Annotated in this window: 20 protein-coding genes; 18 read left to right on the plus strand and 2 right to left on the minus strand. The window is 67.3% G+C overall.

All coding sequences use genetic code 11. The features are described from left to right. Positions 1-189: 189 nt before the first annotated feature. The 12 genes from JX552_RS12035 (at position 190) to JX552_RS12090 (ending at position 13,948) form a co-directional block, all read left to right on the plus strand. Positions 190-732 carry a TetR/AcrR family transcriptional regulator gene (locus JX552_RS12035; protein ID WP_205877621.1) on the plus strand — a complete coding sequence of 181 codons (543 nt, stop codon included), beginning with the start codon at positions 190-192 and terminating at the stop codon, positions 730-732. 38 nt (positions 733-770) lie between these two features. After that, the gene (locus JX552_RS12040; RefSeq protein WP_205877622.1) at positions 771-1,634 is read left to right on the plus strand and encodes an aldo/keto reductase; all 864 of its coding nucleotides are present in this window, start codon (positions 771-773) and stop codon (positions 1,632-1,634) included. A gap of 122 nt (positions 1,635-1,756) precedes the next feature. Then, the gene (locus JX552_RS12045; protein ID WP_205877623.1) at positions 1,757-3,565 is read left to right on the plus strand and encodes a PE family protein; all 1,809 of its coding nucleotides are present in this window, start codon (positions 1,757-1,759) and stop codon (positions 3,563-3,565) included. A gap of 154 nt (positions 3,566-3,719) precedes the next feature. Then, complete coding sequence (locus JX552_RS12050; RefSeq protein WP_241011014.1) at positions 3,720-5,561, plus strand: PE family protein; 1,842 nt, start codon at positions 3,720-3,722, stop codon at positions 5,559-5,561. A gap of 35 nt (positions 5,562-5,596) precedes the next feature. Continuing rightward, positions 5,597-6,220, plus strand: coding sequence for a PaaI family thioesterase (locus JX552_RS12055; protein WP_205877624.1), 624 nt, complete (start codon positions 5,597-5,599; stop codon positions 6,218-6,220). 198 nt (positions 6,221-6,418) lie between these two features. Then, positions 6,419-7,402 (plus strand): glycosyltransferase family 2 protein, encoded by a 984-nt coding sequence (locus JX552_RS12060; RefSeq protein WP_205877625.1) that lies wholly within the window; start codon positions 6,419-6,421, stop codon positions 7,400-7,402. A 146-nt stretch (positions 7,403-7,548) separates the two neighbouring features. Further along, on the plus strand, positions 7,549-9,618 hold the full coding sequence (thrS, locus tag JX552_RS12065; RefSeq protein ID WP_205877626.1) for a threonine--tRNA ligase: 2,070 nt from the start codon (positions 7,549-7,551) through the stop codon (positions 9,616-9,618). A gap of 12 nt (positions 9,619-9,630) precedes the next feature. Continuing rightward, positions 9,631-10,182 (plus strand): ATP adenylyltransferase, encoded by a 552-nt coding sequence (locus JX552_RS12070; protein ID WP_205877627.1) that lies wholly within the window; start codon positions 9,631-9,633, stop codon positions 10,180-10,182. A gap of 7 nt (positions 10,183-10,189) precedes the next feature. Further along, the gene (pgsA, locus tag JX552_RS12075) at positions 10,190-10,843 is read left to right on the plus strand and encodes a phosphatidylinositol phosphate synthase (RefSeq protein ID WP_205877628.1); all 654 of its coding nucleotides are present in this window, start codon (positions 10,190-10,192) and stop codon (positions 10,841-10,843) included. Further along, complete coding sequence (locus JX552_RS12080; protein ID WP_205877629.1) at positions 10,840-11,790, plus strand: phosphatidylinositol mannoside acyltransferase; 951 nt, start codon at positions 10,840-10,842, stop codon at positions 11,788-11,790. The genes pgsA and JX552_RS12080 overlap by 4 nt, the downstream gene beginning before the upstream one ends. Continuing rightward, positions 11,790-12,926 carry a glycosyltransferase family 4 protein gene (locus JX552_RS12085; RefSeq protein WP_205877630.1) on the plus strand — a complete coding sequence of 379 codons (1,137 nt, stop codon included), beginning with the start codon at positions 11,790-11,792 and terminating at the stop codon, positions 12,924-12,926. Before JX552_RS12080 ends, JX552_RS12085 begins: the two co-directional genes overlap by 1 nt. Next, positions 12,926-13,948, plus strand: coding sequence for an NUDIX hydrolase (locus JX552_RS12090; protein WP_205877631.1), 1,023 nt, complete (start codon positions 12,926-12,928; stop codon positions 13,946-13,948). The genes JX552_RS12085 and JX552_RS12090 overlap by 1 nt, the downstream gene beginning before the upstream one ends. Before the next feature lie 398 nt (positions 13,949-14,346). On the opposite strand, the gene JX552_RS12095 is transcribed toward JX552_RS12090, so the two are convergent. Continuing rightward, positions 14,347-16,053 carry a PE-PPE domain-containing protein gene (locus JX552_RS12095; RefSeq protein ID WP_205877632.1) on the minus strand — a complete coding sequence of 569 codons (1,707 nt, stop codon included), beginning with the start codon at positions 16,051-16,053 and terminating at the stop codon, positions 14,347-14,349. Positions 16,054-16,079: 26 nt separating this feature from the next. Next, on the minus strand, positions 16,080-17,837 hold the full coding sequence (locus tag JX552_RS12100) for a PE-PPE domain-containing protein (protein ID WP_205877633.1): 1,758 nt from the start codon (positions 17,835-17,837) through the stop codon (positions 16,080-16,082). A gap of 123 nt (positions 17,838-17,960) precedes the next feature. Between JX552_RS12100 and pdxS the strand changes: the two genes are divergently transcribed. The 6 genes from pdxS (at position 17,961) to JX552_RS12130 (ending at position 25,479) form a co-directional block, all read left to right on the plus strand. Next, positions 17,961-18,899, plus strand: coding sequence for a pyridoxal 5'-phosphate synthase lyase subunit PdxS (pdxS, locus tag JX552_RS12105; RefSeq protein WP_205877634.1), 939 nt, complete (start codon positions 17,961-17,963; stop codon positions 18,897-18,899). Between the two features lie 37 nt (positions 18,900-18,936). Beyond that, positions 18,937-19,782: an acyl-CoA thioesterase II gene (gene tesB, locus JX552_RS12110; protein WP_205877635.1), complete on the plus strand. Its 846-nt coding sequence runs from the start codon at positions 18,937-18,939 to the stop codon at positions 19,780-19,782. Further along, positions 19,779-20,372: a pyridoxal 5'-phosphate synthase glutaminase subunit PdxT gene (pdxT, locus tag JX552_RS12115; protein ID WP_205877636.1), complete on the plus strand. Its 594-nt coding sequence runs from the start codon at positions 19,779-19,781 to the stop codon at positions 20,370-20,372. The genes tesB and pdxT overlap by 4 nt, the downstream gene beginning before the upstream one ends. 129 nt (positions 20,373-20,501) lie before the next feature. Then, the gene (locus JX552_RS12120) at positions 20,502-21,257 is read left to right on the plus strand and encodes a YebC/PmpR family DNA-binding transcriptional regulator (RefSeq protein ID WP_205877637.1); all 756 of its coding nucleotides are present in this window, start codon (positions 20,502-20,504) and stop codon (positions 21,255-21,257) included. Positions 21,258-21,548: 291 nt separating this feature from the next. After that, positions 21,549-22,961: a 3' terminal RNA ribose 2'-O-methyltransferase Hen1 gene (locus JX552_RS12125; RefSeq protein WP_205877638.1), complete on the plus strand. Its 1,413-nt coding sequence runs from the start codon at positions 21,549-21,551 to the stop codon at positions 22,959-22,961. Further along, on the plus strand, positions 22,954-25,479 hold the full coding sequence (locus tag JX552_RS12130) for a polynucleotide kinase-phosphatase (RefSeq protein ID WP_205877639.1): 2,526 nt from the start codon (positions 22,954-22,956) through the stop codon (positions 25,477-25,479). Before JX552_RS12125 ends, JX552_RS12130 begins: the two co-directional genes overlap by 8 nt. The last annotated feature ends 26 nt before the right edge of the window (positions 25,480-25,505 follow it).

Raw genomic sequence — 25,505 nt, forward strand, 5'->3', positions numbered from 1 at the left:
TGCGGGCAGGTGGGCTCGACGACGTCTCATTGCGAGACATATTGATCGACAGGCTTCAAGGGCCCGGGATTGGTGCCGGCGACACGACCGCGACGCTATACAACTGCCCTGACTGGCATTCGAGCGGGGTCGTGATATTTGATCACAAATGGCGCCGCCGCGGGGGTTCGAGTCGTTACTATCGGTCGCGTGGATTGGCTGGCCGGAGATCGGCATCACAACGCGCGAGAGCGAATCTATGACGCCGCGGGCGCTCTGGTCGAGTCGCGGGGCTTCGACCGGCTCAGCATCGACCTCATTGCGCGCAATGTCGGGTGTTCGCGGGCCACGGTGTATCGGCACACCGGTGGCATCGAGGCCATCCGGGACGCACTTCTGATCCGGGCGACGACGCAGGTCGCGGAAATGGTCGCGGAATCGGTCGAATCCATTCCGGCAGAAGAGCGAATGGTCGCCGCGATCCTGATGTCGCTCAAGGTACTTCGTGCGCATCCGCTGTTCGCGGCGGTGGGTGCGGCCACGGCGACGGCCCGCCTCATCGAGCAGACGCTGATCGGGTCGCCGCGCATCCCGGCGGCGGCCGCCACCATCGCCGGGCTTCCTGGTGATGACCCCCTGGCAGCGCTGTGGATGGTGAGAGTGGTGCTCGGTCTGTTGTACTGGCCGGTCACCGAGATCGAGGGTGGGGAAGAGGCGATCGTGCGCCGGTTCGTCGCTCCGGTGTTCGGCTGACCGGATCTCGCGCAGGGAACGCGGGTACGGTCGCAAGGGTGGCTGCTCACGTATCCGAAAGTTTCACACTCGGCAGTGACCTGACGGTTAATCGACTCGGCTTCGGCGCGATGCGCCTGACGGGTGCGGGCGTGTGGGGCCCGCCCGCCGACCGCGACGAGTGCGTGCGGGTGCTGCGGCGCGCAGTTGAGCTGGGTGTGAATTTCATCGACACCGCGGATTCGTACGGCCCCTACGTTTCCGAGGAGATCATCCACGAAGCGCTGCACCCGTACAGCGGGCTGGTGATCGCCACCAAGGCCGGCTTATTGCGCACCGGTCCGAATGTGTGGATCCCCCTTGGCAATCCGAGCTATCTGCGCCAGGAATGCGAGATGAGCCTGCGGCGTCTCGGCGTCGAGACCATCGACCTCTACCAGTTGCACCGCATCGACCCGAACTTTGCGCTGGCCGACCAACTCGGGGAGTTGGTCAGGTTGCAGGGCGAAGGCAAGATCCGCCACATCGGTCTGTCCGAGATCGACGTGGATCAACTCAATGCCGCGCGCGAGATTGCGCCGATCGTGTCGGTGCAGAACATGTACAACCTGACGTCGCGCAAGGCCGATCCCCTGCTGGACGCGGCGACCGCCCAGGGCATCGGCTTCATTCCGTGGTTCCCGTTGGCGTCGGGCCCGCTGGCGGCGCCGGACGGGCCGTTGCAGAAGATCGCCGCCGCGCACGGGGCGACGCCCTCGCAGCTGGCCCTGGCGTGGTTGCTCAAGCGGGCGCCGGTGATGCTGCCGATCCCGGGCACTTCGCGGGTGGCGCATCTGGAAGAGAACGTCGCCGCCGCCGAGATCACGCTCAGCGATGAGGAATTCGACGCATTGTCGGCGGCGGGTGCCGCACAAAGCAATTGAATTTAATTGCATCGACTCGATGTGCTTGATTCGTTTTCACTCCGAAACGTGAACAGATCCATGTGGCGCAGCGCACAATACCTCTGCCCGAATTCGGGAACAGGGCGTGATTGGAGGCTGCCGTGTCGTTTCTCATTGCCGCTCCGCAGGTGTTGGATACCGCCGCAACGGATCTCGCACGCATCCGTTCGGCGCTGAGTGCCGCCAACGCGATAGCTTTCACCCCGACCGCCGAGGTGTTGGCGGCCGGGGCCGACGAGGTCTCGACGGCAATTGCGGCCGTGTTCGGCGTGCATGCGCACGCCTATCAAGCCATTAGTGCGCAAGGGGCCGCATTTCATGCTCAGTTCGTGCAGGCTCTCAATGCCGGCGCCCTGGCCTACGCAAGTGCCGAGGCCGCCAGCATCGACCAACTCGTCCTCGGCGCGGTGAACGCACCAACCCAGGCACTACTGGGGCGACCGTTGATCGGCGACGGGGCTGATGGCGCACCGGGCCGTAACGGCGGCGCCGGAGGATTGCTATACGGCAACGGCGGACGTGGAGGTGCCGGACTGCCCGGCCAGGTGGGCGGCAACGGCGGTGCGGCGGGCCTGATCGGAACTGGCGGTGCCGGCGGCCAGGGCGGAGCCGGTGCGGTAGGCGGCAACGGCGGCAGCGGCGGATGGCTGTTCGGCAACGGCGGCGCCGGCGGGCAGGGAGGCGCCGCTCTCGCCGGCATCAATGGCGGCAATCCCGGCCAGGGCGGTCACGGTGGCAATGCCCTGTTGTTCGGCGACGGCGGTGCAGGCGGGCAGGGTGGTACCGGGCTGGCGGGGGCCACCGGGGTGAATCCGCTAGTCGGCGGTGCAACCGCTACGGGGGTGCCGGGCTTAAGCGATTCTGTGAGCGGCAGCGCTCGTGGCACCTCCGGCGCCACCGGCGGTGACGGCGGCCTCAGCTCCACCGGCGGCGTCGGAGGAAAAGGTGGCAGTGCGCACTCCCTCACGAATTTCGCGCTTGCCGGCAACGGCGGCACTGGTGGCGCGGGTGGTAACGGCGGCGCCGGCGGTGACGGCGGAACAGCCTTCGGCGGCAACGGTAGTGCCATCGGCGGCCTCGGTGGAGATGGAGCCAGCGCCCAAGCGCTCGGCGGGTTCGGGGGTGCCGGTGGCAACGGCGGTAATGCCGACAGCGTCGGAGCCGGTGGTTTTGCCGGAGCCGGCGGTAGCGGGGGTGCCGGTGGCGCCGGCAGCGCAGGTGGTGCCGGCGGCGCTGGTGGTGCCGGCGGCGACGGTGGCCACGGCGGGATGTTCGTTGGTCAGGGCGGCCGCGGGGGCACCGGCGGCCAGGGCGGCAGCGGGGGAGCCGGCGCGGCGGGCGGTGACGGTGGCGACGCGGGCGCCGGCGGGAAGGCGACGGCCGTCGGTGGCAGTACCGGCGCGAACGGAGCCAATGGCGGTAACGGCGGCGACGGCGGCACCGGCGGCATGGGAGGCACCGGCGGATCCGGCGGTCGAGGCGGCAACGGCGGTGCCGGTGGATTCCTGGTGGGCAACGGCGGTGCGGGCGGAACCGCGGGCGTCGGTGGCGTCGGCGGCGTCGGTGGCGGCGGTGGGGCGGGCGGGTTCGGTGGTAGCGGCGGTGGCGCCACCGGGACCGTCGTCTCCGGCGCCGGCGGTTCCGGAGGTGGCGGTGGTGATGGGGGAACCGGCGGTACCGGGGGCACCGGAGGCGGCAGCAGCCTCGGGGGCCTCGGCGGTGCGGGCGGTGTGCTGTTCGGCGAAGCGGGCGTGAACGGTAGTGCTGGTCAGGGTGGTCTTGGGGGCGGCGGTGGTGTTGGCGGTGCGTCAGGGAAGGGTGGGTCTAAGGGGTTCGGTTCGTCGTCGAATGGCGCCATCGGCGCGAACGGCGACGTCGGTGACGACGGAGCACCCGGCCAACACGGCTAGCTGGTGTGTGGCTTCGAATGGGGCCTGCAGGGCCTCGGAGTGCCGTGCCGTGTAAGGGGCCTTGTTCCCTATCCGCGTTGACACCCGCGCTGACCGATCGGATGTCGACCGTTCGTGTTTATCCAACCCCTACTCACATTTGCGGGAGGTTCTCGTGTCCTATGTAGTTGCAATGCCGGAGTTGTTGTCTGCGGCGGCATCGGATGTGGACCGAATCGGTCATGCTCTGGCCGGTGCCGGCGCGGCTGCGGTAGGCCCGACCACCTCGGTACTGGCTGCCGGTGCCGACGAGGTATCGGCAGCTATCGCAGACCTGTTTGGTGGGTACGCGCGGGCGTATCAATCCGTCAGCACGCAGGCGGCGACTTTTCATGCGCACTTTGTGCAGGCACTGACCGTCGGGGCCGGCACCTACGCGGGTGCCGAGGCCGCCAACGCTTCGCCGTTACAGGTCGTGGAGCAGCAGATACTCGGAGTGGTCAACGCGCCGACCCAGGCATTGCTCGGGCGACCGCTGATCGGCGACGGAACTAACGGCGGACCGGGGCAGAATGGCGGCGCAGGCGGTTTGCTGTTCGGTAACGGCGGCCGTGGCGGCGACGGCCTGCCAGGTCAGGTGGGTGGCAATGGGGGACCCGCGGGCCTGCTAGGCAACGGTGGCGCGGGCGGCACTGGTGGCGCCGGTGCGGCGGGTGGTTCGGGTGGCACCGGTGGACTGCTGTTCGGTAACGGCGGTGCGGGCGGAACCGGCGGGGCCGCGACGGCGGGTGTCAAGGGCGGTCTTGCCGGCCACGGCGGCAGCGGTGGCAACGCCTTCTTGTTCGGCGACGGGGGCGTGGGCGGTCAGGGCGGCACCGGCCTTACCGGGGCGACCGGCACCAACCCGACGATCAGCGGGACCGGCGCCACCGGCACCACCGGGACCGTCGCCATCTCGCAAGGAGTCAATGGCAATCTGACCGGCGGTCCTGGCGGGGACGGCGGAGACACCGGGCTGGGGTCCACCGGCGGCACCGGCGGCGACGGCGGTTTCGCCGGAATTTTCGGTGACGCACTGGGGAACGCTTCTGCCGGTAATGGCGGCATAGGAGGCAGCGGTGGAAATGGCGGAACCGGCGGCTTCGGTGGGGTTGCAATTGCCGGTGCTGGTACCGCTCAAGGGGGTGCGGGCGGCAACGGGAACATCGGCAGTGCGCCCGGTGGTGCCGGCGGTGCCGGTGGTGCCGGGGGTGCTTCGATCAGCAACTCTGGTTCGTCCCAAGCATTAGGCGGTGGCGGAGGCCAGGGTGGCGGCGGTGGCACCGGGGCATCAGGCGGCACGGGTGGAGTCGGCGGCACGGGTGGTAACGGTGGTGCCGGCGGTTTGCTGATCGGCAACGGCGGCGCCGGCGGTCAGGGTGGTGCGGGCGGCGTCGGTGGAACAGGAGCAGTCGGAGGATCCGCCGGTGTGGGCGGCGACGGCGGATCCGGCGGTGCCGGCGCAGGTAACGGCATCGGAGGTACGGGTGGTGCCGGCGGCGGGGGAGGCGTCGGCGGCACCGGCGGGCTCGGCGGAATCGGCGGTGACGGCGGCAACGGCGGGCGTGGCGGACTGCTGATCGGCGACGGCGGTGTTGGCGGCAATGCCGGTGTTGGTGGGTTGGGCGGCACTGGCGGCGTCGGCGGTTCGGGTGGGGCGGGCGGCGCTGGGGGCAGTGGTTCGGGCATCTTCAATGGTGAGGGCGGCCCGGGCGGCGCGGGTGGAGACGGCGGTACCGGAGGCACCGGAGGCGACGGTGGTGGCAGCGGGGGTGGGGGCATCGGTGGTTCGGCGGGCATGTTGTTCGGTCACACGGGTACCAACGGTGCGGCCAGTGGCGGTGGCGCAGGTGGGCAGGGTGGCGCTGGGGGTGCGCTCGCCGCCGGAGGCAAGGGTGGATTCGGGTTATCCGGTGTCGGCGTTGACGGCGCCGCTGGAAAGGCTGGTGGGCAGGGCGCCTCTGGCCAACCCGGCTAGCCGGCAGCCGGGTCGGGGTCGAATACGGTGTCCTGGTGACACAAGACCGGGCCCCGCACTCCGGCGGGGGTTTCAACCCGCCCGAACCGACCGACAAGGGTGGCCCGGACTACCACCGCTTCATTGAGGCGGTGCGCAAGCTGCAGGATCATGCCCGCGCCGTCGACGCCCCCGATGCGGTGATCACCGAAGCCGCTGACCGGCTCGAAGAACTCTCGGCGCTGCTGGCGCCGTTCGACGCCGACGAGTGGCAATCGCCGTCCGGTCGCCGGATGGACCTGCCGATGCGCGGGAATGTCCTGACCATACCCATGAACGCGCGCCAGACGGATGACGGCCGGATCGAGGGCTGGGCGCGGTTCGCCCGGTTCCACCTCGGGCGCAACGGCGCCGTGCACGGCGGGTCGCTCGGCATGCTCTTCGACACGGTGCTCGGGCTGACGGCGTCGGTGCTCACCGGTAGTCGCCGCCAGCGCACGGCCTACCTCAAGATCAACTACCGCAACATCGTTCCGATCGAAAAGGAGTTGCAGTTCGACGCCGGAGTCGACAGCGAGGACGGACGCAAGATCTTTGTGTCCGGCCGCCTGCGGGACGGCGACACACTGCTGACCGAAGCCGACGCGCTGTTCGTGCGCCTTAAACCGGGGCAGCCCTGACGTCAAAAAACAACGGGACAATCCGCATCTTCAATTGAATATCCTTCAAAAACAATCTCCTTGACAAATGATTGCATAGGTGTCGAATATTGATCAGGCTCGATCGGTGGCCGATCGCTGATCGAACTGGGCATCCCACCGCATCGTGCCGGGGTGTGTCTCGGCAATAGACGGCACGAGGGATAGCGGATCGCGACAATGACCGAAATCTTCAATGCGGCAAGGCCTACGAATCGTCCCGCCGGTGAATCACCGGTCTCCGTCGCCCTCGTCATTCCCGCCTATAACGAGGAACGTTTCATCGGCAGGTGCCTCGAATCCTGCCTTCGGCAGACTTCTCCACCCGACGAAATAATCGTCGTCAACAACAGGTCGACCGACGACACCAGAAAAATTGTGCGCCGGTTCCAAGCCCGAAACCCTCTCGTCGACATTCGGTTGCTGGACCAGGACGCCTGTCAAGGCATCGTGCCCACTCGCAACCATGGCTTCGATAACGTCCGCAGCACCGTGATCGGCCGCATCGACGCCGATTCCAGCATCGCCGACAACTGGGTCGAGACGATCCGCCGTCGGTTCCGCAATCCCGTCGTCAGCGCCGTGACGGGCCCGGTGTGGTACTACGACATGCCATTCCAGCAGCCCGTCTTTCGGCTTGATCGCGCCGTTCGGGACCGGTTGTACAGGACCGCAACAGACCAACGTTTTCTGTTCGGTTCGAATATGGCGATCCGCACGTCGGCGTGGCGCGCTGTCCGTCACCTCACCCAGCTCGATCCCGAAGACCGCCTGCATGAAGATATCGACCTCGCCCTGGCATTGTTCAAGAACAAATTCGAGATCGAATACGACGCCACGCTTGTTGCCGGTGTATCCGGCCGGCGCATCGAGGACTCGCCACGCAATTTCTATCGGTACGCCATGCGCTATTTGCGGACAACCAGGGCGCACCACGTCAAGAGCGGCGGGGCGCTGGGCACGATCGCGATTCTGTTGTTGGGTTACTTCCCGGTCCGCACTTTGCGCTTGTTCTATGACGGCGAAAAGAATCGGTTCACGTTGGCGAAACTGCGCGACAAGATGCGCGGCGAGCGCGGGCGGGCACCGGTGGTCAGGCAGCTGGTGCCCGCGCGCACCGGGGCCCTGGGCGCCGCCGATCCGCAATGGCCGCCGGCGGCCTGACGCGACGTTCGCCCGCGGAGCTCCCGCGCTCGCTTCGATACCACTCCGGGCCATCGGCTTGGGCTCGCCTCGGTGGACACCGATAGCATGGTCGCGATCGATTACGCCATGCCCCCGCACCTGCCCAAGCCATGGAGAACCACGCAATGAGCGTCCCCGCACAGCCCGTCTCAGGAGCCCGCGAAGCCCCGATCCGGGTTTCTGCCGGGACCACCGCGGCGGCTGCCGTCGGCGAGGCCGGGTTGCCGAGGAGGGGTGCGCCCGACGCGATCGTGGTGGTGCGCGACCCCGACGGCAAACTGCGTGACCTCAGCTGGGTGCCGGACGCCGACGTCGAGGTGATCCCGGTGGCAGCCAACACCGACGACGGCCGCAGCGTGATCCGGCATTCGGCCGCCCATGTGCTGGCCCAGGCCGTCCAAGACCTGTTCCCGCATGCCAAGCTCGGCATCGGCCCGCCCATCGCCGACGGTTTCTACTACGACTTCGACGTCGCCGAACCGTTCACGCCCGAGGATCTGGACAAGCTGGAAAAGCGGATGCGCCAGATCGTCAAGGAGGGACAGCTGTTCGACCGGCGGGTCTTCGAGTCCAAAGACGAAGCCCGCGAGGAACTGGCGAACGAGCCGTTCAAGCTCGAGCTCGTCGATGACAAGTCCGGGGATCCGGATGTCATGGAGGTCGGTGGCGACGAGCTGACCGCCTACGACAACCTCAATCCGCGCACCCGCGAACGAGTGTGGGGCGACCTGTGCCGCGGCCCGCACATCCCCACCACCAAACACATCCCCGCGTTCAAGCTGACCCGCAGTTCGGCCGCGTACTGGCGGGGTGATCAGAACAACGCCAGCCTGCAACGCATCTACGGCACGGCGTGGGAATCGCAGGAGGCACTCGACACACACCTGGAGCTGATCGCCGAGGCTCAACGCCGTGATCACCGCAAACTGGGCGTCGAACTCGACCTGTTCAGCTTCCCGGACGAAATCGGTTCCGGCCTCGCGGTTTTCCATCCGAAAGGCGGCATCATCCGTCGGGAACTCGAGGAGTACTCCCGGCGCAAGCACGAGCAGGCCGGCTACGAGTTCGTCAACACCCCGCACATCACCAAAGAACAGCTCTACATCACCTCGGGCCATCTGGAGTGGTACGCCGACGGCATGTACCCGCCGATGCATCTCGATGCCGAGTTCAACCCCGACGGCACCGTGCGCAAACCCGGCCAGGACTACTACCTCAAGCCGATGAACTGCCCGATGCACCACCTGATCTACCGGGCACGCGGCCGGTCGTATCGCGAACTTCCGTTGCGGCTCTTCGAGTTCGGCAGCGTCTACCGGTACGAGAAATCCGGTGTCATCCACGGACTGACCCGGGTGCGCGGGATGACCCAGGACGATTCCCACATCTACTGCACCCTCGACCAGATGCGCGACGAGTTGACCTCGGTGCTGCGGTTCGTGCTCGACCTGCTGGCCGACTACGGCCTGGACGACTACTACTTGGAGCTCTCCACCAAGGACCCCGATAAGTACGTCGGCTCCGACGAGGTGTGGGACGAGGCGACCGCGCTCCTGCGCGAGGTCGGCGAGGCCTCCGGTCTGGAGCTGGTGCCCGACCCGGGTGGCGCGGCGTTCTACGGACCCAAGATCTCGGTGCAGGTCAAGGACGCGCTGGGCCGCAGTTGGCAGATGTCGACACTGCAGGTCGACTTCACCATGCCCGACCGCTTCGAGCTGGAGTACACCGCCAGCGACGGGTCCAGGAAACGCCCGGTGCTGATCCACCGGGCGTTGTTCGGCTCCATCGAGCGGTTCTTCGGCATCCTCACCGAGCACTACGCAGGGGCGTTCCCGGCGTGGCTGGCCCCGGTTCAGGTGGTCGGCATCCCGGTGGCCGACGAGCACGTTCCTTATCTGGAAGACGTTGCGCTGCAACTGAAATCGCATGGGGTTCGGGTGGAGATCGATGCCAGTGACGACCGGATGGCCAAGAAGATCGTCAACCACACCAACCAGAAGGTGCCGTTCATGCTGCTGGCCGGTGACCGGGACGTGCAGGCCGGGGCGGTGAGTTTCCGGTTCGGCGACCGCACCCAGATCAACGGGGTGCACCGGGACAGCGCGGTCGCTGCCATCGTCGACTGGATCGCCCGCCGCGAAAATGCCGCGCCGACAGCAGAACTGGTGAAAATCGCGCAGAGCGATAGGGATTGACCGGGGCCGGCCATGAGTGATGACGACACGATCCACGACCGCGGCGTCGGCCAGCGGGACCATCTGCAGCGGCTGTGGACCCCGTATCGGATGAACTACCTGGCCGAAGCGCCCGAAAGCAGGGACAGAGCGAGCCGTGGCGAGCCGTTCACCGACATCCCGCAGATGTCCGACGAAGAGGGCCTCGTGGTCGCTCGCGGCGAGCTGGTCTACGCCGTACTGAACCTCTATCCGTACAACCCCGGCCACCTGATGGTGGTGCCCTACCGGCGGGTGTCGGAGCTCGAGGACCTCACCGAGGCCGAGAGCGTCGAGGTGATGGCCTTCACCCAGAAGGCGATCCGCGTGATCAAGAAGGTGTCGCGCCCGCACGGATTCAACGTCGGCATGAACCTTGGCACCTCGGCGGGCGGCTCGCTGGCGGAGCATCTGCACGTGCACGTCGTTCCCCGGTGGGGCGGCGACGCGAACTTCATCACCATTGTCGGCGGGTCCAAGGTGATACCGCAGCTGCTGCGCGAGACCCGGCGGCTGCTGGCCGACGAGTGGGCGAAGCAATCATGAGGCGCTCGTGAGCAAGCTGCCGTTTCTGTCCCGGGCGTTCTTCGCCCGCCTCACCGACCCGGTGGCCCGGGCCGCCTTGAAGATCGGTCTGACGCCCGACATCGTCACCGTCATCGGCACAGTCGGCTCGATGGCGGGGGCGTTGACGCTGTTTCCGCTGGGCAAGCTGTTCTTCGGTGGCTGTGTGGTGTGGTTCTTCACGCTCTTCGACATGGCCGACGGGGCGATGGCCCGCGCGCGCGGCGGCGGCACCCGCTTCGGCGCGGTGCTCGATGCCACCTGCGACCGCGTCAGCGATGGTGCGGTGTTCTGCGGACTGGCCTGGTGGATCGCCTTTCGCATGCATGACAAATGGTTGACCGCGGCGACGCTGATCTGCCTGGTCACCTCGCAGGTGATCTCCTACATCAAGGCGCGGGCCGAAGCCAGCGGACTGCGCGGCGACGGCGGTTTCATCGAGCGCCCGGAGCGGCTGATCATCGTGCTGGTCGGGGCCGGGGTGTCCGACTTCCCGTTTGTGGCCTGGCCACCTGCGCTGCCGATCGGCATGTGGCTGTTGGCCGTGCTCAGCGTGATCACCTGCGGGCAACGCATGTATGCGGTGCGAACCTCGCCGGGGGCCGTCGACCGCATCCCCATCCCAGGAAAGAACGAGCAGTGATACCGCCATCAGTAGGCCTGAAACTGCCCGGCCGGCCCCGCGATCTGTTGACCGGTAGGGCCACCGACTGGGCCTATGCCACCGGCTGGCGGGCCGTGCGGGTGCTGCCGGAGTTCGCCGCGCGCAATGCATTCGACGCCGGCGCCCGTTACGCCGCCCGCAACGGTGGTCCCGAGCAGTTGCGCAAGAATCTGGCGCGCGTCCTCGGGGTCCGGCCCGCCGCGGTGCCCGACGCACTGATGCGCGCCTCGTTGGCGTCCTATGCCCGGTACTGGCGGGAAGCGTTCCGGTTGCCGACGATGGATCTGCGCGCGCTGACGCGCCGGCTCGACAGCGGAACCCACGGCCAGGACAATCTCAACGCCGGACTGGCGGCCGGCCGCGGCGTGGTGCTGGCATTGCCGCACAGTGGCAACTGGGACATGAACGGTGTCTGGCTGGCACAGACCTACGGCACTTTCGCCACCGTCGCCGAGCGACTCAAGCCGGAGTCGCTCTACCGGCGCTTCATCGACTACCGCGAGACGCTCGGCTTCGAAGTGATCCCGCACTCCGGCGGCCGGCGACCGCCGTTCGAGGTCCTGTGTGACCGGCTGCGCGACAATCAGATCGTGGCCCTGATGGCCGAGCGCGACCTCACCCGCACCGGTGTCGAGGTCGACTTCTTCGGCGAACCCACCCGGATGCCCGCCGGGCCGGCCAAGCTGGCGATCGCGACGGGCGCGGCGTTGCTGCCGTCGCACTGCTGGTTCAGCGGCGACGGCTGGGAATGCAAGATGCAGACCCCGTTGGATTGCAGCAACGGCGACGTCGGCGCCATCACCCAGGCGCTGGCCGACGAGTTCGCGCGCAATATCGCTGCCCATCCCGCAGACTGGCACATGCTGCAACCGCAGTGGCTGGCGGATCTGTCGGACGACCGGCAGGCCTGGTTGAAGGACGGCTGATGCGGATCGGAATGGTCTGCCCCTACTCGTTCGACGTGCCCGGCGGGGTGCAGTCGCACGTGTTGCAGCTGGCCGAGGTGATGACCGAGCGCGGACACGAGGTCAGCGTCCTGGCGCCGATGTCCTCGCAGGCCGCCCTGCCCGACTACGTCGTCTCCGCCGGCAAAGCCGTTCCCATTCCCTACAACGGATCGGTGGCTCGGCTGCGGTTCGGCCCGGTCACCTACCGCAAGGTGAAGAGATGGCTCGCCGAAGGCGATTTCGACGTGCTGCACCTGCACGAACCGGGCGCCCCGAGCCTGTCGCTGCTCGCCCTCGACATCGCCGAAGGTCCGATTGTGGCGACTTTTCACACGTCGACCACCAAGTCGGTGGCGATGTCGGTATTGGGCGGCATGCTGCGGCCCAGGTTCGAGAAGATCGTCGGCCGGATTGCGGTGTCCGACCTGGCCCGGCGCTGGCAGATGGAGTCGGTGGGATCGGATGCGGTGGAGATCCCCAACGGTGTCGACGTCGATTCGTTCGCTTCGGCGCCGCTGTTGGACGGATACCCGCGGCCAGGCAAGACCGTGCTGTTCCTGGGGCGCTTCGACGAGTCGCGCAAGGGCATGGCAACGCTGCTGTCGGCCATGCCCGCCGTGGTGCAGCGGTTCCCCGACGTGCAGCTGCTGATCGTCGGTCGCGGTGACGAAGACGAATTGCGCAGTCAAGCAAGCCAATTCGCCGATCATCTCAGGTTTCTAGGGCAGGTCGACGACGCCGGTAAGGCGTCGGCGATGCGCAGCGCTGACGTGTATTGCGCGCCCAACACCGGCGGCGAGAGTTTCGGCATCGTCCTGGTCGAGGCGATGGCCGCCGGTACCGCCGTGGTGGCCAGCGATCTGGACGCGTTCCGGCGGGTGCTGCAGGACGGCGAACTCGGCCGACTGGTTCCGATCGAAGACGGCCTCGAAGACGGAGAAGCGCTGGCTGAGGCGTTGATCGCGGTGCTGGACGACGACGCGCTGCGCGCCCGATACGTCGCCGCCGGAAGCGAGGCCGTCCACCGCTACGACTGGTCTGTGGTGGCCAGCCAGATCATGCGGGTCTACGAGACGGTGGCCGGCTCCGGCGTCAAGGTCCAGGTGGCCAGCTGATGGTGTGGCTCGTCGCCCTGGCCGTTCTGCTGTTCGTGCTGTTGGTCATTCTCGGCGCCTGGGGCTATCAGCGGGCCAATCGCCTGGACCGGCTCAACGTCCGCTACGACCTGTCCTGGCAGGCGCTGGACAGCGCGCTGGCGCGGCGCGCGGTCGTGGCGCGTGCGGTCGCCATCGATGCCTACGGCGGCTCGCCGGAGGGCGAGCGGCTGGCGGCCCTGGCCGATGCCGCCGAGCGCGCGCCCCGCACCATGCGCGAGACCGCGGAAAACGAGCTGTCGGCCGCGTTGGCGCTGGTCGATCCCGCGTCGGTGCCGGCGGCCCTGGTGGCCGAGCTGGCCGATGCCGAGGCGCGGGTGCTGTTGGCCCGCCGATTCCACAACGATGCGGTGCGCGACACCTTGGTGCTGGCCGAGCGGCGCATGGTTCGGCTGTTTCATCTCGGCGGAAGGGCGCCGCTGCCAACGTATTTCGAGATCGCCGAGCGGCCGCACGCGCAGCGGCACACGGGCGACCGGCTCAACCACCGCACTTCGGCGCGGGTGGTCCTGCTCGACGAGGGCGGTTCGGTGCTGCTGCTGTGCGGCTCCGATCCGGCTATCGCCCATGCGCCGTGCTGGTGGTTCACCGTCGGAGGCGAAGTCAGGCCGGGGGAGCGGTTGGCCGAAGCCGCCGCCCGGGAATTGGCCGAGGAGACCGGTTTGCAGGTCGCGTCGACGGACCTGGTGGGACCGGTGTGGCGACGTGACGAGGTCTTCGAGTTCAACGGTTCGATGATCGACAGCGAGGAGTTCTACCTCGTGTACCGCACCCGGCGGTTCGAGCCGACGCTGGACGGGCGGACGGCCCTGGAACGCAGCTACATTCACGGTGCCCGGTGGTGCGGCCCGGCCGACATCGCCGAACTGGTCGCCGCCGGTGAGGTGGTCTACCCGCGGCAGCTGGGGGAGCTGCTGCCGACCGCCAACCGGCTGATCGACTCGGCCCCGCGTGATGCCGTTGTCCCGCAGTCGATCAGCTGAGTCAGATATGCCCGGGCATGCCGCCGGCCATCGGCGGCGCCGGAATGGTGGGTGCTAGCGGAATCGCCGGCGCGGCCGGGGGCGGTGCCGGTGGCGGTGGCGGTGCTGACGGAATCGCGTAGGGACCGCCCGCGCAAATTGGGTTGGTAGGCACGGTGACGCAGCTGGGGTCACCTGGGGAGGTGGGTTGGGCATAGGGTCCGCCCTGGCACTGAGGTTCGAACGGCATCGAAATACACCGTGGGTCGTCGGGGCCGTCGGGGGCGCCGGACCCAGGATCGTCGAGCGGAGCGGGCGTCGCCCACGCGGGTGTCGGCATACTCGCCGTCAGTCCGATAAGCGCAGCCACGACAAGCATTTTCAGCCAAGTCATTCATCGCTCCTTCGCCAGTACACGGTTACGGTAGCCGCCCCGGGAATCCCAATCCGCCCAGCGCATCATGAATTCCCTGCACCGCACCCTGCTGTAGCTGCGCGGCGAGGACGGCCGGATCGACCTGGGGGAACAATCCGAAAGGCGTCGGCACGTCCTGGTAGGCGGTCCGGTCGTAGCCCAGCTCGACGAGCACCCGCAGGTCCGGCTGGACCAGGTCGGCCAGCGGATTCCCCACCAGCGGGATGGCGCGCACCGGGTTGAGCAGCGGCAGGTCGTGGGTGGGGATCAGGATGTAGGTGGTCAGACTGCCCGGGGACACCGGCTGGACGATGCCGGACGCGAACTGGGCGGCTGACAACGAGTATGACGGGTGGATATAGGCGAAGCCGGCCAGCGCGTTGGCCGTTGCCAGCAGGTTGAGCGGGTAACGGGGGAAGTCGGCGGCGCCGTCGTACTGGATGGCGTAATCCACAGTGGGATAGACGTTGGCGGGCGTCGCGCCGTTGAAAGTGAAGCCCAGGAACGGGATGGACAGGCCCGTGAAGCGTGACAGCAGGCCGCCGTCAGGCCGGTTGGGGTTGGCGATCAGCACAAAAGACAGTTCGTCGGCCGCGGGCCGCAACGCCGGCGGCAGGGACTGCAGGTAGCGCATTTCCAGCGTCGCCACCGTGGCGCTCTGGGACACGCCGAATACGACTATGTCTTTGCCCGCGGCATGCAGGTTCATGGTGGCGGTGTTGAGCCGATGCATCCCCTCGGCGATCGAGGCGTCGAAGGTCAGGCTGGTGGGTCCGGTGATGGGAAACATCTTCTGCGGTGTCACCAGAAACTGTGCGTCATAGGACGGATGGGTAGGAGTGATGAAGCTGCTCGGCAGCACCTCGAAGCCCGACCAGGGCAGAGGGTTGGGTCCGGTTCCACCCATCAGCAGCGCCGTCGTGGTCGAACTGCCGCCCCCGGCCGGGGTCAGCTCGATAAGGTTCACGCCGACGTTGCCGTCGCCGGGAAGTCCGTAACCGACGAGGTGGTTGCCGATGTTGATGAGCCCGACGTTGCAGTTGCCCTTGTTGTTGACGCCGATGTTGCCCTCACCACGGTTTCCGACGCCGATGTTGCCGTTGCCGACATTGCCGAATCCGATGTTGTTGGCGCCCTGGTTGCCCGAGCCCAGGTTGAAGGTGCCGTCGGCCCAGTCGATGCTGAGCCCGGGCAGGCCGGTGGCGGCATGCGTGGCGGACAGTTGCTGCGCCACTGCCGACACCTGCGCGTGGTATCCGGCCATGGCCGCGACGTCTTGGGCCCACATCTGTTCGTAGGCGGCTTCGGCGGCCGCGATGGCGGGGGCGTTCTGCCCGAACAGGTTGGTCGTCACCAGCGACACCAGCCCCGACCGGTTGGCGGCAACCAGCCCCGGGTGCACGACCGCAGCCTGCGCGGTCTCGAATGCGCCCGCCGCCACTCGCGCCTGTGCGGCCGTCCGTTCGGCCTGCGTCGCCGCCGACGTCAACCACGTGGCATAGGGCGCCGCGGCCCGCGTCATCGCCAGCATCGCCGGGCCCCGCCACCCGTCGGCCAGGCCCGAGGTGACCGCGGTGAACGAACGCGCCGCGGCATCCAGTTCGACGGCCAGCCCGTCCCAGGATGCCGCCACCGACAGCCAGCTGCGCGGCCCCGCACCGGCGAAGATGCGCGCGGAGGTGAGTTCCGGCGGTAGAACGGCGAAATTCATCGCGAGGCTCGTCAGGTTACAACCACTCACAGTTTCGGTGGCACACCCAACGAAGCCAACGCATCGTGCACACCCTGCACAGCACCCTGATGCAACTGAGCGGCGAGCAGCGCCGGATCGACGTGTGGGAACAACCCGAACGGTGCCAACACGTCCTGGTAGGCGGTGCGGTCGTATCCCAACTCAACGAGCACTCGCAAATCGGGCTGGACCAAATCGGCGAGTGGGTTTCCCACGAGGGGAATGGCGCGCAACGGGTACAGCAGCGGCAGATCTTCGGTGGGAAGCAGGATGTAGGTGGCGTGTACGTCCGGCGACGACACCGGCTGAACGATACCTGCCGCCAGATCGTGCGGCACCGTCATCAATCCGGAGTGCAGGAAAACGATGCCCGCAACGGCGTTGGCGGTCGAAATGAGATTCAGCGGGTATCGGGGGAAGTCGGCGACGCCATCGTATTGGACCGCATAGTCGACGAGTGGGTAGACGGAGGGCGTCGCGCCGGAGAAAGAGATACCCAATTGAGGTATGGCGAGACCGCGGGCAAACAGACCGCCGTCGGGCCGGAAGGGATTACCGGTCAGCACAAAGGACAATTCGTCTAGCCCCGGTCGTAGGTTTTCGGACAGGGAATGCAGATAGCGGATTTCCATCAGCGCTATCGCCGCACCCTGGGAGCCACCGAACACGATGACGTGGTTTCCCGCCGCAAGTTGCTCGGTAATCTCGGCATGCAGATTCACGACGCCCTGCGCCACCGAGGCGTCGAAGGTCAAGCTGCCCGGCCCGGTGAGGGGGAAAAATTCAGACGGCGTCTTCAAGTACTCGGCGGTATACCCAAGATGGAAGGGAGTGATGAAGTGCGCCGCGTACTCCAGTATCGCGGGTCTCGGCAGAGGTAGCGGGCTCTTGGTTCCGCCTATCACCAATGCTGTTACTCCCGGCCCGCCGTCCCCGACCACCAGGGCGTGCGGGTAGTCGTCGTCGGGAATCCCGAAACCGATTTGTCCGTTTCCGGTCAAGCCGATGCCGATGTTCCCATTGCCTTGATTCCCCAAGCCGAAGTTCCTGCTTCCAAGATTATGGAAGCCGATGTTTTCATTGCCGGTGTTTGCGACGCCGATGTTTCCATTGCCGTTGTTCCCGAAGCCGATGTTGTTGATTCCGGTGTTTGCGCTGCCGACGTTGAACGTGCCGTTTTCCATATTCACGCTGATCACTGGAAGCCCAGCGGCGGCGTACGCGCTGGCCACCTGCTCGCGCAGATTCTGCGCCAGCTGCTGCCACTGCGGCAGCTGCGTGGCCGCTGACGCGTTGGCGTGGTAACAGGCCATCGCAGCGACGTCTTGGGCCCATATCTGTTCGTAGTCGGCTTCGACGGCGGCGATGGTCGGGGTATTCAGGCCCAGGAGATTGGATCTTACGAGTGAGACCAGCTGGCTCCGGTTGGCCGCGATCACCGCCGGATGCACGATGGCCGCGCGGGCGGCATCGAAGGCGTCAGCGGCCAGTCGTGCCTGGGCGGCCGTTTGCTCAGCCTGGCTCGCCGCCACGCTCAACCAACCCACATACGGCCCGGCTGCGCGTGTCATCGCCTGCAGGGCATCGCCCTGCCAGGCCTCGCCTGCCAGCCCGAAGGTCGCCGATGCGACGGAGCCCGCCGCAGCCTCCAGCTCCTGCGCCAGACCATCCCAGGCGGCGGCAGCGGCCAGCATCGGTGCACGGCCGACACCTGTGCACATGCGAGTCGAATTCAATTCCGGCGGTAACACGGCAAAACTCATCGCTGCTCGCTCTCTCGGCAGATGAGTTTACGATGGTAACCGCCCGGCGCCGCCACGGCTGGAAAACTGGTTTGTCGATCACCCTTAGACTGGTGCTCGCATCCGATCCAGCCAAGGAGAGTCGTGGACAGTAGCGCCACCGAGCAGAACGGGGGCCGGCCGGCCGCGAAAGAAACCGGACCCCGAACCGGAACTGCGCGCGTCAAGCGCGGTATGGCCGAAATGCTCAAGGGCGGCGTCATCATGGACGTCGTCACCCCTGAGCAGGCCCGCATCGCCGAAGGTGCGGGTGCCGTCGCGGTCATGGCGCTAGAACGGGTGCCCGCCGATATCCGCGCCCAGGGCGGGGTGTCGCGGATGAGTGACCCCGACATGATCGAGGGCATCATCGACGCGGTCACCATCCCGGTGATGGCCAAGGCGCGCATCGGTCACTTCGTCGAGGCGCAGATTCTGCAGAGCCTCGGAGTGGACTACATCGACGAGTCCGAGGTGCTCACCCCGGCCGACTACACCCACCACATCGACAAGTGGAGTTTCACCGTGCCGTTCGTGTGCGGGGCCACCAACCTCGGCGAGGCGCTGCGCCGGATTGCCGAGGGCGCGGCCATGATCCGTTCCAAGGGTGAGGCCGGCACCGGCGACGTCTCCAACGCGACCACCCACATGCGCGCGATCGGTGGCGAGATCCGGCGGCTCACGTCGTTGTCCGAAGACGAATTATTCGTAGCCGCAAAGGAATTGCAGGCACCGTACGACCTCGTCGTGGAGGTCGCCCGGGCCGGCAAGCTGCCGGTGACGCTGTTCACCGCCGGCGGTATCGCCACCCCGGCCGATGCCGCGATGATGATGCAACTCGGGGCCGAGGGTGTGTTCGTCGGGTCGGGCATCTTCAAGTCCGGTGACCCGGCGCAGCGAGCCGCGGCGATCGTCAAGGCCACCACCTTCTTCGACGACCCGGACGTGTTGGCCAAGGTGTCGCGCGGGCTGGGTGAGGCGATGGTCGGCATCAACGTGGAGGAGATCGCCGAGCCTCATCGCCTGGCGCAACGAGGCTGGTGACCGGCGGCTGGTGACCAGCGGCTGGTAAGAACATTCCGTGGCGATCGAAGAGATCCTCGATCTCGAGCAACTCGAGGTCAACATCTACCGCGGCAGCGTGTTCAGCCCCGAGTCGGGCTTCCTGCAACGCACGTTCGGCGGGCATGTCGCCGGGCAGTCGCTGGTGTCGGCGGTGCGTACCGTCGACCCGCGCTATCGGGTGCATTCGCTGCACGGCTATTTCCTGCGGCCCGGGGACGCCAAGGAGCCCACGGTGTTCATCGTGGAGCGCACCCGTGACGGCGGATCGTTCGCCACCAGGCGCGTCAACGCCATCCAGCACGGCGAGATCATCTTCAGCATGGGCGCGTCGTTCCAGACCGACCAGGAAGGCATCGACCACCAGGACGCCATGCCGGCGGCGCCGCCGCCGGTGGGACTGCCCGGGCTGTCCTCGGTGAAGGTGTTCGACGACGCCGGATTCAAGCAGTTCGAGGAGTGGGACGTCTGCATCGTGCCGCGCGACCGGTTGAAACTGTTGCCCGGCAAGGCGTCCCAGCAACAAGTGTGGTTCCGCCACCGCGATCCGCTGCCAGATGACCCGGTGTTGCACATCTGCGCGCTGGCATACATGAGCGACCTGACGCTGCTGGGCTCGGCGCAGGTCACCCACATGGCCGAGCGGGAGCATCTGCAGGTGTCCTCGCTGGACCACGCGATGTGGTTCATGCGGTCCTTTCGGGCCGACGAATGGTTGCTCTACGACCAGTCCTCGCCGTCGGCCGGCGGCGGTCGTTCGCTGTGCCAAGGCAAGATCTTCAACCAGAGCGGTGAGATGGTGGCCGCGGTGATGCAGGAAGGGCTGACCCGCTTCAGGCGCGGCTACCAGCCGGCCACCCGGTGAGTGCGCGGCTGGTCGGCGTGCTGGCGTTGCAGGGCGACACCCGCGAGCACCTCGCCGCACTGCGCGAAGCCGGTGCCGAGGCGATCACGGTGCGCCGCCGCGCCGAACTGGACGCGGTGGACGGGCTGGTCATCCCCGGTGGCGAGTCAACCGCGATGAGTCACCTGCTGCGCGACTTCGACCTGCTGGAGCCGCTGCGGGCCCGCCTGGCCGACGGACTGCCCGCATACGGCGCGTGCGCCGGCATGATCCTGCTGGCCCGCGAAATCCTGGACGCGGGCGCGGCGGGACGCCAGGCCCTGCCGCTGGATGGGATCGATATGACCGTGCGGCGCAACGCTTTCGGGCGTCAAGTCGATTCATTCGAGGGCGACATCCCGTTTGAGGGTCTGGACGGCACGGTGCGCGCGGTGTTCATCCGGGCGCCCTGGGTCGAGCGGGTCGGCGCGGGTGTGCAGGTGCTGGCCCGGGCCGCGGGGCAGGTCGTCGCGGTGCGGCAGGGCGCGGTGTTGGCGACGGCGTTCCACCCGGAGGTGACCGGCGACCGGCGGGTGCACAAGATGTTCGTCGACATCGTGACCGGACGTTAGCTCACCGACCGACGCGCCAAGCGTGACGCTCGGCGCTCGAACGTTGCGCTGCCGTGACGCTCGATGCGCTATAGCGCCCACGTAGACTTGCTAGGCGAACTTTTCCAGCGAAAGAGGTAAGAGGAGCCGATGAGCGGCCATTCCAAGTGGGCCACCACCAAGCACCAGAAGGCCGTCAAAGACGCCCGCCGCGGCAAGGAATTCGCCCGGCTGATCAAGAACATCGAAGTGGCCGCCCGCACCGGTGGTGGCGATCCAGCGGGTAATCCGACCCTGTATGACGCCATCCAGAAGGCCAAGAAGACCTCGGTGCCCAACGACAACATCGAGCGGGCGCGCAAGCGTGGCGCGGGTGAGGAAGCCGGCGGCGCGGACTACCAGACCATCATGTACGAGGGCTACGGACCCAACGGCGTCGCGGTGCTCGTCGAATGCCTCACCGACAACCGCAACCGCGCGGCCAGCGAAGTGCGGGTGGCGATGACCCGCAACGGCGGCACCATGGCCGACCCCGGCTCGGTCGCCTACCTGTTCTCCCGCAAGGGCATGGTGACCCTGGAAAAGAACGGTCTCACCGAGGACGACGTCTTGACTGCCGTGCTGGATGCCGGCGCCGAAGACGTCAACGACCTCGGGGAAAGCTTCGAGGTGGTCTCGGAGCCCACCGACCTGGTGGCAGTGCGGACCGCCCTGCAGGAGGCCGGCATCGATTACGAGTCGGCCGAGGCCAGCTTCCAGCCCTCGGTGAGTGTCCCGGTGGACGTCGAGGGCGCCCGCAAGGTGTTCAAGCTCGTCGACGCCCTGGAGGACAGCGACGACGTGCAGAACGTGTGGACCAACGTCGATCTGTCCGACGAGGTGCTGGCCGCGCTCGACGAGGAGTGAGCGGGCTGGCCCGTTAGCCGACGTTCCAGGACGTGGAATTGGGCTGCGCCAGCCCAGGTCCCGCCAGGTCCGCTGATTGCTCGGCAATCCTTCCCCTACCAGTCAGCTATCACTCGACCACCTGCGTTCCCACTGAACCCGCACCGACAGAGACACGGCTAGATGGTCTGGGTGACCCGGCTGGTTCGTGCCCGGGTGGTGCCTGTCGAAACGAATATCGAATGACTGGCGCGAGGGCCCGCCATCGGAAACTCCGTCGACTCTGGCAAACCGCTACGGCAGACTTGCCGAGTGCTTCTGACTGTCACGACCACCCACCAGCCGGCGACCGATCTCGGCTACCTCCTGCACAAGCATCCGGACCGTGTGCAGGAGTTCAAGCAGTCCTTCGGCACCGTCACCGTCTTCTACCCCGAAGCCACCGCCGAGCGGTGCACCGTCGCGCTGATGCTGAACATCGATCCGGTCCGGTTGGCGCGGTCCCGGGCTAGGAACACCCCGGACTTCAGCCTGGCGCAGTACGTGAATGACCGCTCCTACGCAGCATCGTCGCTGCTGGGCGTGGCGATGGCCGACGTATTCAGCACCGCGCGCAGCGGACGCTGCAACTCCAGGCAAGAGCTCGCCGACTCCGCGATCCCGCTTGAGATCGTTATCCCGGTGCTGCCGTGCAGAGGCGGCCCTGACATCGCCCACCGGTTCTTCGAGCCCCTCGGCTGGACGGTCGAAGCCGAGCCGATCCCACTCGACGACGCCTTTGCCGAGTGGGGTGATTCCCGTTATCTCCGTCTCAAGCTGACCGGCACGGTCAAGCTGGCCGACGCCCTCAACCAGGTCCACGTCCTGCTCCCGGTGCTCGATGAGTCCAAGCACTATTGGCAGGGACCGGACGAGGTCGACAAGCTCCTCCGCTCCGGGGAGGGCTGGCTCGCCGGCCACCCGGACGCCAACCTCATCACCCGTCGCTATCTCGGTCGCCACGGCGGGCTCACCCGCACGGCGCTGGCCAGGCTCGCCGAGCTCGGCGACGAGCTCGAAGAGGCCATCGAGCCGGCCGAAGACGAGGAGGTCCTGCAGCCCGAGGCGCAGCGAGTGCCGCTCAACACCCAGCGACACGACGCCGTCTACCAGGCTCTGCTCGATCTCGGGGCACGTTCGGTCATCGACCTCGGGTGCGGTCCTGGCCAGTTCCTCGACCGGCTGGTCAAGACCCCGGCGTTCTCCCGGATCGCCGGCAGCGACGTCTCCACCCGTTCACTCCAGCACGCCGCACGGCGCCTGCGCGTCGAGCGGATGAGTGAGCGGCAGGCCGCGCGCGTCGAGCTGTTCCAGAGCGCCCTCACCTACGAGGACGAGCGGTTCGCCGGCTTTGACGCCGCCGTACTCATGGAAGTCGTCGAGCACGTCGACCGACCACGCCTCGAGACCCTCGAACGGGTCGTGTTCGGCGCTGCGAAGCCTACCGCCGTCATCGTGACGACCCCCAACTGCGAGTACAACGTGCTTTACCAAGGACTGGTCGGCATGCGACACCCCGACCACCGGTTCGAGTGGAGTCGTGCAGAGTTCGCCGAGTGGTCCGATCGGGTTGCCGCGACCTACGGCTACGGGGTTGTGCGACGGGGAGTCGGCGATCGCGACGACACGCTCGGCAACCCGACTCAGATGGCGATCTTCACCCGTGAGGAGGGAAACGATGACTGATCCGGCAACCCAGCAGCAGCAGCAGATCACCGTTCCCGCCATGGGCCTGATCGTCCTCGTCGGCGTCTCCGGAAGCGGCAAGTCCACCTTCGCCCGCACCCATTTCAAGCCCACCGAAGTCGTCTCCAGCGACTTCTGCCGCGGGCTCGTGGCCGACGACGAAAACGACCAGTCCGCCACGCCTGACGCCTTCGACGTCCTCCACTACATCGTCGGTACCCGACTTCGGCGGGGACTGCTCACCGTGGTCGACGCCACCAACGTCCAGCAGTCGGACCGTGCCTCGCTGATCAAACTGGCCAAGGGCCACGACGTCCTGGTCGACGCGGTCATCCTCGATGTCTCGGAGGAGGTCGCAATTGAACGCAACAACCAGCGGCCGGACCGTGACTTCGGCAGCCAGGTAGTCTCGCGCCAGCACCGCGACCTCAAGCGATCGTTTCGGCGGCTCGGCAAGGAGGGTTTCCGCCGCGTCCATGTCCTGCGCGGTACCGACCAGATCGACGCGGTCGACATCGTCCGCGAACCTGCGTGGAACGACCGCAGAGACATCCACGGCCCGTTCGACATCGTCGGCGACATCCACGGATGCGCCTCCGAGTTACGCACCCTGCTCACCCAGCTCGGCTGGCAGATCCGGTACGACGGTACGACCGCGATCGACGCCACGCACCCCGACGGACGCCAGGCAGTCTTCGTCGGTGACCTCGTCGACCGCGGCCCGGACAACCCCGGAGTGCTGCGTCTGGTCATGGGCATGGTCGCCTCCGGAAACGCGCTGTGCGTCTCTGGCAACCACGAGGCCAAGCTCGTGCGCGCACTCAGAGGCTCGAAGGTGACCGTCTCCCACGGACTTGCGGAATCGCTTGCACAGATGCAGGCCGAGCCCGAGGACTTCGGCAAGCAGGCACTCGCCTTCATGGAGGGGCTCATCAGCCACTACGTCCTCGACGACGGCAAGCTCGTCGTCGCCCACGCCGGACTCAAGGAGAGCTACCACGGACGTTCCTCCGGCCGCGTGCGGTCCTTCGCGCTCTACGGCGACACCACAGGAGAGACCGACGAATACGGCCTGCCGGTTCGCTACCCCTGGGCCCAGGAGTACCGCGGCCAGGCGATGGTCGTCTACGGCCACACCCCGGTCCCGAAGGCGGAGTGGATCAACAACACGATCTGCCTGGACACCGGTGTCGTCTTCGGTGGCGAACTGACCGCCCTGCGCTACCCCGAGCGCGAGATCGCCGCTGTCCCAGCGCAACAGGAGTGGTACGAGCCGGTCCGCGCCCCGCGTCCCCACCCCAGCCGACGCGAGGCGTCGGTTCTCAAGATCGGCGACGTCGCCGGCACCCGTTGGCTGGAGACCACCCACGCCGGCAAGGTCAAGGTCCCCGAGGAGAACGCCGCGGCCGCGCTGGAGATCATGAGTCGGTTCGCGGTCGACCCGCGCTGGCTGATCTATCTCCCGCCTACCATGTCGCCTGTCGCGACTTCGCAGGTCGAGGGCTTCCTGGAGTACCCCGAGCAGGCATTCGAGGAGTACGCGGGCTGCGGCGTCACCCGCGTGGTGTGCCAGGAGAAGCACATGGGCTCGCGCGCCATCGCCGTCGTCACCAAGGACACCGACGCCGCCGAGCGACGCTTCGGTATCGGCGATGGCACCACAGGTGTCGTCTACACGCGTACCGGGCGTCCGTTCCTCGCGGACGCCACCGAACTCGTCGACCGGCTCCGGCTCGCGGCCGAGCCGCTGTTCGAATCCTTGGACACCGACTGGCTCGCCCTCGACTGCGAGTTCCTGCCCTGGTCGGCCAAGGCCATCGACCTCATCAAGGCGCAGTACGCCTCGGTGGGCGCGGCCGCCCGGAGTGTTCTGCCCGAGGCGCTCGGTGTGCTCGAGCAGGCCGCGGCACGCGGTCTCGACGTCGGTGATCTCGCTGAGAGGTCGCGGCGCCGGCTCGAGAACGCCGTGGCATTCCGCGATGCCTACGCGGTGTACGTCCGGCCCACCGAAGGGCTCGACGGCGTGACCCTTGCGCCCTTTCAGATCCTCGCCTCGGAGGGCCGCTCGCTCGCGCTTACCGAGTCCCACGAGTGGCACCTCGCCGAACTCGCCAAACTCCAAGGCGATCTCATCACGCCGACCCGCCACCACTTCGTCGACCTCGCCTCTCAGGACGAGCGGGACCGGGCCACGCAGTGGTGGCTCGACCTGACGGCCGCTGGTGGCGAAGGCATGGTCGTCAAGCCCGCTTACCCGACCGAAGGGCGTGTTCAGCCCGCCATCAAGGTGCGTGGCCGGGAGTACCTGCGAATCATCTACGGCCCTGACTACACCGACTCGCTGGACGTGCTCCGCGAGCGCCACCTCGGCAAGAAGCGTCAGCTTGCGCTCCGCGAGCATGGTCTGGGCATCGAAGCTCTGACCGCCTTCGTCGACCACAAGCCGCTCTGGACGGTGCACCAGGCGGTCTTCGCGGTCCTCGCGTTGGAGTCCGAGCCGGTCGACCCACGGTTGTGACGTTGAGTCACATGGACCACCGCACC

Origin of the sequence: Mycobacterium gordonae, assembly GCF_017086405.1 — a bacterium.
GTDB classification, from domain to species: Bacteria; Actinomycetota; Actinomycetes; order Mycobacteriales; family Mycobacteriaceae; genus Mycobacterium; species Mycobacterium gordonae_D.